This window comes from Methanobrevibacter sp., assembly GCF_045577275.1.
Classification (GTDB): domain Archaea; phylum Methanobacteriota; class Methanobacteria; order Methanobacteriales; family Methanobacteriaceae; genus Methanobrevibacter.
On sequence record NZ_JAZNIB010000250.1, the window covers coordinates 1 to 9,718 of the forward strand.

3 protein-coding genes are annotated in these 9,718 nt (G+C 37.4%); all 3 read left to right on the forward strand.

What is annotated here, in order from left to right; all coding sequences use genetic code 11:
• On the forward strand, window positions 1-2,408 hold a 2,408-nt coding region (locus ACKI67_RS07055; protein WP_407462758.1), incomplete at its 5' end, for an Ig-like domain repeat protein.
• A gap of 49 nt (window positions 2,409-2,457) precedes the next feature.
• Window positions 2,458-5,511 (forward strand): hypothetical protein, encoded by a 3,054-nt coding sequence (locus ACKI67_RS07060; RefSeq protein WP_407462759.1) that lies wholly within the window; start codon window positions 2,458-2,460, stop codon window positions 5,509-5,511.
• A 726-nt stretch (window positions 5,512-6,237) separates the two neighbouring features.
• The coding region (locus ACKI67_RS07065) for a beta strand repeat-containing protein (RefSeq protein WP_407462760.1) at window positions 6,238-9,718 on the forward strand (3,481 nt) is incomplete at its 3' end.

The following is a 9,718-nucleotide window of genomic DNA, read 5'->3' on the forward strand; positions in this document are numbered from 1 at the left end:
TTGAAAATGTAATCGGTGAGGAATCAACCAGATTCGGTGACGAACATGATTTCAGCTTTGAAGTATGGCATTCCCATTATGATGAGGAAACTGACGATGATGTCAGAGAACTATTTGTACATGACTTCGATGCTACTGTCAAAGTCTACAAATGGAATGATGATACTGAAGAATATGATTTAGTTGATACCATTCCAGTGGAAATCAGCGGTGGAAAAATCCAAGCTATTGATTTCTCAGACATGAAAGTAGGCCAATACAAAGTCACTGTCACACTTGATGACCCTAATTACGCATTTGAAGAATGGGATGATGATTTAAGTGAAGATGTCGATTATGCTATAAGATACTTCGAGATTTACCAAGACAACATCCATGCTAATGTAGAAGGTAGAGATTGGACTGAATACGGTCAAGAACGTATCTTCAAATTCGACTTAACCCATTGGGATGATGATGCAGAAGAAGATGTTCTCTTTGAATATAATACAAATGCTATCGTCAAAGTCTACAAACTCACTTGGGACGATGAAGGTGTTGAAAGCGCTGAATTAATCGACACTTATTCAGTAGCAATTAACGATGGTCACAGTGAAGCTATTGACTTATCCGACTTGAATGCAGGAAGCTACAGAGTCACCATCCAACTTGATGATGAAGACTATGCACTCGATTATTGGTTTAACGGTGAATACGGTATCCAAGAGGAAAGATTCGATGTAGGCAGAGCTAATGTAAACATAACAGTAGAATTTGATAAAGATGGATACATTTATGGTGATGATGTAATCGTAACAGTTACAATCACTCCACAAACTACCGATGAAAAATTAACTGAAGAAATCGAATTGAACATCATGGGTAAAAAATCCATCAAGAAACATCTTGTAGATGGTGTTGCAACTTTCACATTAGAAGATTATGAAGCTGCCCTTTACACAATTTGGGTCAACTTCAAAGGCACTGACAACTACAATGATATCTATAACTACATTGATTCATTCATCATTGATAAAGCAAGCCCTGTAATCAATGTAAGTCCAAGAAAAGATGAATACACCTATGGTGAAGATGTCATTATCGATGTAACCCTTTATGATGGAGATACAGGATTAACCGCTACAGCTATTGTAAATGTTGACAGCACCGATTATGTTGTAAACATTGAAAATGGTGAAGGAACCCTTACCATTAGTGGCTTAGCTGCAAATGAAAACAGTTATGACATTTATGCCTCAGTTGCTGCAACTGACAACTACAATGGTGCAGGATACGATGGAGATGCTAAAGTTGTAGTTAACAAGGCCACTGATGCCAAATTGGATGTAGAACTTGTAGGAGATGAGATTGTTGTCACATTAACAGGTGGCGACGACACTCCATTAGACGGTACCGTAAACCTTGTAATTGATGATGGTACAGCTATTCCTGTAACAATCACCAACGGTCAAGGAAGCTATGATGCAAGTTCATTAACTGCTGGAACTCACACTGTAGAAGCAACCTCAGTTGCTGATGATAACTATGAAAGCGTTTCTGTAAGCAAGGAAATCACTAAAGGCAGTGCTCCTAACGAAGCTATCATTACTGTAAGTGTTGCAAGCATCATATACGGTCAAGATGCAGAAATTGCAGTAACTTTAACAGATTCAGAAGGAAATCCAGTGGAAGGCACTCTTGATGTCAAAGTTGGAGAAACAACAAAACAGGTTATCATTGGTACAGATGGAATCGGATACGTAGCATTCTCTGACTTAACTGTAGGCCACTACACAGCAACTGTCTCATTTGCTGGAGATGAAACCTACAAGCCAACAAGCAAAGAAGCAACCTTTGATGTAAGCAAAGTAGGAACTGTCATCGAAAGTGAAGACATTGTAGTAACTGCAAATGTTGCTGGAACCATGGAATTTACCTTAAAAGATCTAAACGGCAATATCTTAGCAGGTAGAACCGTCACACTTACATTCAATGGTCAAACCTTTGAAAGAACCAGTGATGAAGACGGTAAGTTCACAGTGGACATCAACATGGCAAATCAAGGAACCTACACAATAAGCGCATCATATGCAGGTGAAGCTGATTATGAGGCATCTACCGCTTCATACGATGTGGTTGTAAAACCTATAGCTACCAAATTGACTGTAGTTGATGTGACATACGGTCTTTCAGAAACCAAGTACCTAACAGCAACCCTTACCGCTGGCGATGAGCCATTGGCTAATAAGATAGTCACATTCTCACTTAACGGTAAGACATACACCGGAAGAACAAATGCAACAGGTGTTGTGAGAATAGCTGTTTCCTTGACTGCTAAGAAGACCTACTCAGTTGTGGCATCCTATGGTGGAGACACTACCTACGGTTCTGCTATGGCAATATACAAGTTGAAAGTAGTTAAATCCTAAGGAGACTTAAATCCTATATTATAAGGAAAAACCCTAAGGAGAGTTAATCATGTACAAAGAGAAAAATGGGTTCAAAACCATTTTATCTCTTCTGTTATTTGTGACATTGATTCTTGCCATGTCATCTGCTTCCGCAGCAGATGATGGCATGATTGATGATTCAGTCATGACAGATCAAATTGATAAGGGTGTGGATGATGTATCATTTTCCTCAGACAATATCATTGCAGATACAGAATCATCCACACCTTATTCAGTTGATGATGCTACAGTAACGGAAGATATTGAACCTATTTCAAATACTGAATCCGATGTGACTCCAAAAGCTCCTTTAGCTTCTACAAGCGGTTCTGAAGACAATTTAGGTGCTGGAACCCAAGATGTGACAATCGACCTTAGTCAGGAAAAGCTATACGGCGGAGACGTATGCAATTTCACAATTACATTCAACGAAACCAATGCAGGAGGTAGCGTAAAAGTTACCATAGTGGACACATGCGTTCCAGAGGATCCAAATCCTAGAACATTCATCTACAACATACCTGTTGCAGGTGGTGTAGCTACTGCAAGCAGTGCCACATCAATAACTGTAGATGGCAATCAAAAGACCTTTGATGAAGTCCTATTGTGGCCAAGTTTTAGAGATGAATGGGTTGATGGAGTGCAAAGGTTCCCGGACAGCGTCACAATCGCATATTCCGGAGATGACAACTATGCTCCAAAAACAGTTGAAAAATCCCTTACAGTCTATCCATATGAAGCAGAAATGGAAATAGACATTACCAAAGGTCAAGGTGCATACAATGACATCGATTATGGTGAACCTCTTGGCCTTGTGAAATTTGAAGTTTATGATCCATTTGATTTCAACAATCCATATTATGGTGGATATTTCAATGTCTATATCGTAAACGGAGATGAAGTGGATCCTGATGAATTCAATCCAACTGTCGACACTGATAAGATACTAAACAAGACAAGAATCCGTGTAGATGATGGAGACGGCTCATTTACCTATGACAACATCTTCGATGAAGGATACTACCTGATTGGAATTTACTTTGATGAAGTCAACTTCCCAAGATACAACGTTTGGGAAGGATTCAACATAGTTAGACAGGCGCAAACCGGTCCATTTGTAGTCTTATCAAATGGTCTCGGATATCCAACACTTGAAGAAGCTATTGCAGCTGCCATTGAAGGAGACAACATTACCGTAATAGAGGAAGGTATATACAAAGGCATTCAAAACACTGGTCTCATAATTGAAAAAAGCATAAACATTGCAGCCCAAGAAGGATTGAACGTTGTCTTTGACTGTGAAAACCTTAACAACTTCATTACAGTCACTGCAGATAAGGTTGTAGTCTTGAAGGACATCACTGTTACAAATGGTAAATCAGAAAAAGGCGGAGCTGTTTTAGTTAAAGAGGGAGGCAAACTCGCTTGCGAGTGTGTCAATTTCACCAATAATATCGCTACCCTTTCCGGTGGTGCAATCTATGCTGAAGACGGTTCTTCTCTTGTCATAATGAGTTCTGAGTTCATATCAAACAAGGCCCTTGATGGAACTGCAGGTGCAATATGGGCAGAAGGTCAAGACGGCAAGATAGAGGAATGCTCATTTATCTCAAATGAAGCGACAAGCTATGGTGGAGCAATATTCCTTCAGGGAGCGAATTGCACTGTAAAGTACTGTAATTTCACTTCAAATAAGGCTGGAGAAAATATGCCTGGAAATGCCATTTTCTGGTATGGTGCTCAAGGTAGGCTAGAGAATTCAACTTTCGATTCAAATCTTGGAGGCGTATCAGCAATCCTATGGTTTGGTAATGAAGGAAACATCACAGGCTCATACTTTAAAAACAATGATGGGGACCCTGCAGCGTTCAACATATTTAATGTGACAGAATTGAACATTGAAGAGAACACATTTGTGATTTCAAACGTTTCCATAAAGGCAGATGGTGACATATATCCATCCGGTGATGATGCAGTCATTACAGGTAACTTCAATTGGGGAGTGTACAGCAGTCCAAACGATCTCAAGGTCGATGCCAAAAGGGACTTTACAGACATTGGATTTGTCATTGAAAACTTCAATGGATGCAATTTCACTTATGAGCTCAAGGACCTATTGTCCGGTTATTACACCCTAGCTATCGAGAACTTTACAGATTCCAAAAACAATAGGTTCATCATTGAAACTGTTGCCCGTGCTGATTTCTCAGTTTTAGGAAATGTCCTCGTACCTACCGAAATGGTCATCACTGTATCTGACATCAAGTACGGTGAAGATGAAAATGCCGTTGTGACATTGAAAGCAAGTGATGGAACTCTCTTAAATGGTGTTGTAAAACTTTCAATCGGCGATCAAGTTCAAAACATAACTGTAGAAAACGGTGTAGGTCAAGCGAAATTCACCAATCTAAGCGCTAACAAGTATGTTGCAATCGCCCAGTTTGATGGAGATGACACATATGCTTCAAGTTTTGCTACAGCTCCAATTGTAGTCAGCAAATTGAAGACCAGAATTGTTTGCAAGAACATGACAACTACTGCAATCAATGTAACTGAAGACGGCAGAATAGGTGAATATTTCACTTGGACACTTGTTGATGAAAAAGGAAGACCTTTGGAAGGAAAAGATGTATCCATTGGATTCAATGCAAACGTATACAATAGGGTAACTAATGCAAGCGGTCAGGCAAGATTGCAGATTAACCTTCAAAACTCAGGTCCATACACCTTTGCAATCGCTTTCTTAGGTGATGAGAATTATGATGGATCATTTGAAGTGCTTAAGATTACTGTCAACAAGCAAAAGGCATCTTTGAGTGCATCAAGCCAGACCTATAAGGCAAGTGCAAAGACCAAGACATTGGCTGCTACCTATAAGACAAAGGCAGGAAAAGCCATTGTAGGAAAAACAGTCAAGTTCACTGTAAATGGAAAGACATATTCTGCTAAGACAGACTCAAGCGGTGTGGCAAAGGTAAACGTAAGTTTGACCAAGGCAGGATCCTACACAGTAGAAGTGAAAGCACCTGCTACAAACACATATGCAGAAGTTACTAAAAAGGTTACTTTGAAACTAACTTAAACAAATTTTATTATATGAAAATTGATAGTTTTTCACTATTGATTTTCAACTATTTTATTATTTTTAAGCACGAATTACGCTCTATTTTTCTCATATTTCTAGACACAATTATGCTCTAATTTTCTTAAATATTTTTCATCAAAATGTCCGTGTATTTTTAATATTTTGTCTAAAAAAATTACTTGTTTTTTAACATTTTTTTAATCCAATTAAAACATAGATATGCAAGTGCCTACTTGCATCATATATCTTTTGAACAATGTTTAATAATAAAAAACAATAAGTTAATTTTGTTTGTTTTTTTCAATCATACTTGAATGGAAACTAACCAATTTAAGTATTTTTTGAATGAGTCTGAGAATAATTTAATAAGTTTTATATACCATTTTATATAAAAATAATTTTACCTATATTATTTTATATAAAAATATATCGTTATATAAATAGCGAACTAATATAGTGAAGGGGTGTATCTTTCGATATGGTATAGTTTTTCATGAGATAAGGTGGGTTATTTAAGTTAGATATTATTTTAAAAATAATCGAGTTTTTATGAAGTCACATTCATTCAAATTCCTTTATTTTTAAAGTATTTAACCATTTCAAGTGATTTGATCACTCACTTAAATGTTTAATGATGACTTAAATGCCCCATTTTATCTCAAAGAAGAAAAAAATGAAAAATTATGCTTATGTTAAAAGGTATGCTTTTTTGGAGGAATTCTTTTGAAAAAATCTAAAAAGATAAGTGTGCTGATTTCACTCGTGCTTATCACATTGCTCGCTTTAGGCGCAGTAAGTGCAGCTGAAGATACGGCTGTAACTGATGATGCAAGCGTAGCAGCAATTGATGAAGTGCAGACGGTGGATGATGCACCTGTAACTGATGAAATTAATTATGAGTCAAATGATATCATTGTGACTGATACAGGAGACTCAAGTGATTTAGATGACGCCGATACAGACGTCATATCAGACACAGGACTTAAAGGTGATTCAGACGATGGTGAAGAAGCTGTCGTATCTGATGCTTCAAGTCCGAAGAATGCGTTGAAAGCTGAACCGTTAGGTGCTGATGGCGAACCTGATCTTACATTTAATCAACTTTTTACTACTTTTAATAGTGGTACTACTATTGATTTGCAAAATGATTATAAGTGGACTACTGGTAATAACAGATATTATACTCTTAATAAAAATATAGTTATTAACGGTAATGGCCATATTATTGATGGAGCAGGTGCTGCTTCTTTATTTAGAGTTAATGGGGCTTATACTATTACTTTAAATAATGTCACCATTAAAAATTGTGTTGCTCAAGCAAATAATAATAATTATTATGGTGGTGTAATTAGCGCTCAAAATCAGGCTATTACAGTAAATATTAACAATGCTAATTTTATTAATAATACTGCAGGTACTGCAAATGGCCGCCGTGGAGGGGTTATCTATGCTGGAAATGGTGCTAGTATAGTGGTTCACAATTCTACATTTATTAATAATACTGCATATGATGGAGGAATATTCTATGCTGGTGGTTCAGAGGATGGAAACACACCTGTAAATAGTTATAATTCAATTTATATTGGAAATAATGCAGTTAATCGAGGTGCAGTTCTTTATTTATACTCTGGTAGAACTGGTAATGTATTTTATACTTATTATTATGCGAATTCAACTTTTAATTATAATGCATTTGTAAATAATACTGCGGCTAGTGGAATAATATACACCCCTTCAGACCAATATTTAAGAGAGTTTAATTTTGATTATAACTGGTGGGGTGAAAACCATTATAATACTAGTTCTGTACGTGTAGGAAATTATCTTAGTCTTGTTGAAAAGTATTATGTTCTTAAATTAAAACAAACTTCTGCAACCACTATTGAAGTTTCATTAAATTCCCTATTTGATGGTTCTGAAATTCCTGCAGGTGGTGTCTTGCCTGCACGTGAATACTTGTTAACCATTACTGGTGGTGGAAGTGAAGCAAGAATTACAACTCCTACTGGTAATTTCACTGGTTCTGCAAGTTCTAATTTCACAATTGCAGGTGAGGGAACAATTACTGCATATGTAGATAATCAAGTAATTCCTTTAGACATTTACCAAAACACTAGAGGAACCATTGAATTAAACGTCACTATAGCAAATGTCACCTTGCCAAATAAAGCTATTGCTATTGTTAATGCAAGCTTAGATGATGTTTATAATGTTACTGTAGGTGAAAAAGTCTATCAAGTGACAGTTACTGGTGGTACTGGACAAGTGGAACTTGACGAATTGCCGGAAGGTACTTATTTGGCAATGTTGTCTCACGTTGGAAATGATGAATATCACGATGCTTATAATTTAACCACTTTCACTGTAAGCAAAGCTCAATCAACCATTAGCCTTACTGCAAACACTACAACTCCTACCTATGGAACAGATGTAAAGGTAACAGCTACAATCACTCCTAATGATGCAACTGGTACTATCATCTACACTGTAGACGGCAAAAACTATGCTGCATTAGAAGCTGGTGAAGACTTGATTGTAACCGGATTAAGTGCTGGTGAACACAGAATTGTTGCAAAATATGGTGGAAATGAACAATACGAAGGAAGCACTTCTCTCGAACTCCTAATCAATGTTCAAAAAGCTACACTTACTTTAAGCATTGTTGGAGCTGAAGTCGTTTATCCTGAAACCGGAAAAATCACTCTTAACTCTAATGTAGATGGTGTATACACCATATATGTTGGAGAAGATGATTACGAAGTAAGAGTATCCTTAGGATCCGGAACCGTTGCTATTCCTACAATGGACGTAGGCAATTACACTGTAACAGTAAATGTTGCTGAAAGTGAAAATTACACTGCAGCAAGTGCAACCGGAACCTATAAGGTAACAAAAGCTGATGTTAAATTTGTCATTGACGGTGACAACAGAATCACTTACGGTGAAACCAATGAGATCATTCCTACTTTAACTGACGGTGCAACCGGTAATATCGTTTATTATGTAGACGGTGCTGCTACCGGTACTGAAATTGCTTATCCTAACACTTTCACTACCGCTGTTTTAGATGCAGGAACTCACACAATTCGTGCAGAATATCTCGGTGACGAAAACTACAAAGGTAAAAACGCTACATTCACTTTCACTATTGCAAAAGCTGATGTTGATGTAACCGTAACCGGTGCTACTGTAGTTTACCCAATTCATGCAAATGTAACTGTAACTGCAAGTGCTGCTGGTACTTACATAATCACTGTTAATGGTAAAGATTATACTGTAGAAATCACTGAAGATGGCGGTTCCAAACTTGTAAACCTTGATGAAATCCCTGTAGGAGTTCATTATGTTGCTGTAACTGCTGATGAAACTACAAATTATAAAGCTATAAGCATTGATAAGGCAGCTACTGTAGTTGTTAACAAACCACAACTCAATTTAACTGTTTCAAGTGAAGAAATAACCTATGGAGATACCGCAAATGTAAAAATCACATTAAAAGATGGTGAAACTGGTTTAAGTATGACTGGTCTTATTGTCTCTGTTGGAAGCACTTACTACCCAGTAAATATTGTTGACGGACAAGGAACCCTTCCTGTAAGTGGTTTAAATGTAGGTACTTACAATGTAATTGCAGTCTGTTCATACAGTGAAAACTATGATGTAGCTATTGCTAATGGAACAATCACTGTAAAACAAGCAACTCCAGCTGCAACTGTTACTGTCACTGTAAATCCAATCACCTATGGTGATGATGCTGTAATCAACATTGGATTAGATGGTGTAATCAGTGAAAAGATCAGTGGTGTTGTAAAAGTAACCGTAGACAGCAAAGAATATGATGTAGTTGTAACCAATGGTGTAGGAACCCTTACTGTAAGTGGCTTAGCTACTAATGCAGAAGGTTACACTATTACCGCAACATTTGCTGGAAATGACAATTATGGCGAAGCTACCGGTACTGGTTCTGTTGTAGTTAACAAGGCTGATGCCACTGTCACTGTTTCTGCTGATAAGGAAACTATCAAGTTTGGTGAAACTGCTACATTGTCAAGTGTTGTTACTCCTAGTGATGATGATGGTGCTGTTACCTATTATGTAGATGGAACTGCTATTACTGGTACTACTGTGTCTGGTTTAAGTGTTGGTGAACACACTGTTGTTGCTAAGGTTGCTGCAACCGCTAACTACAATGAAGCAACTTCCG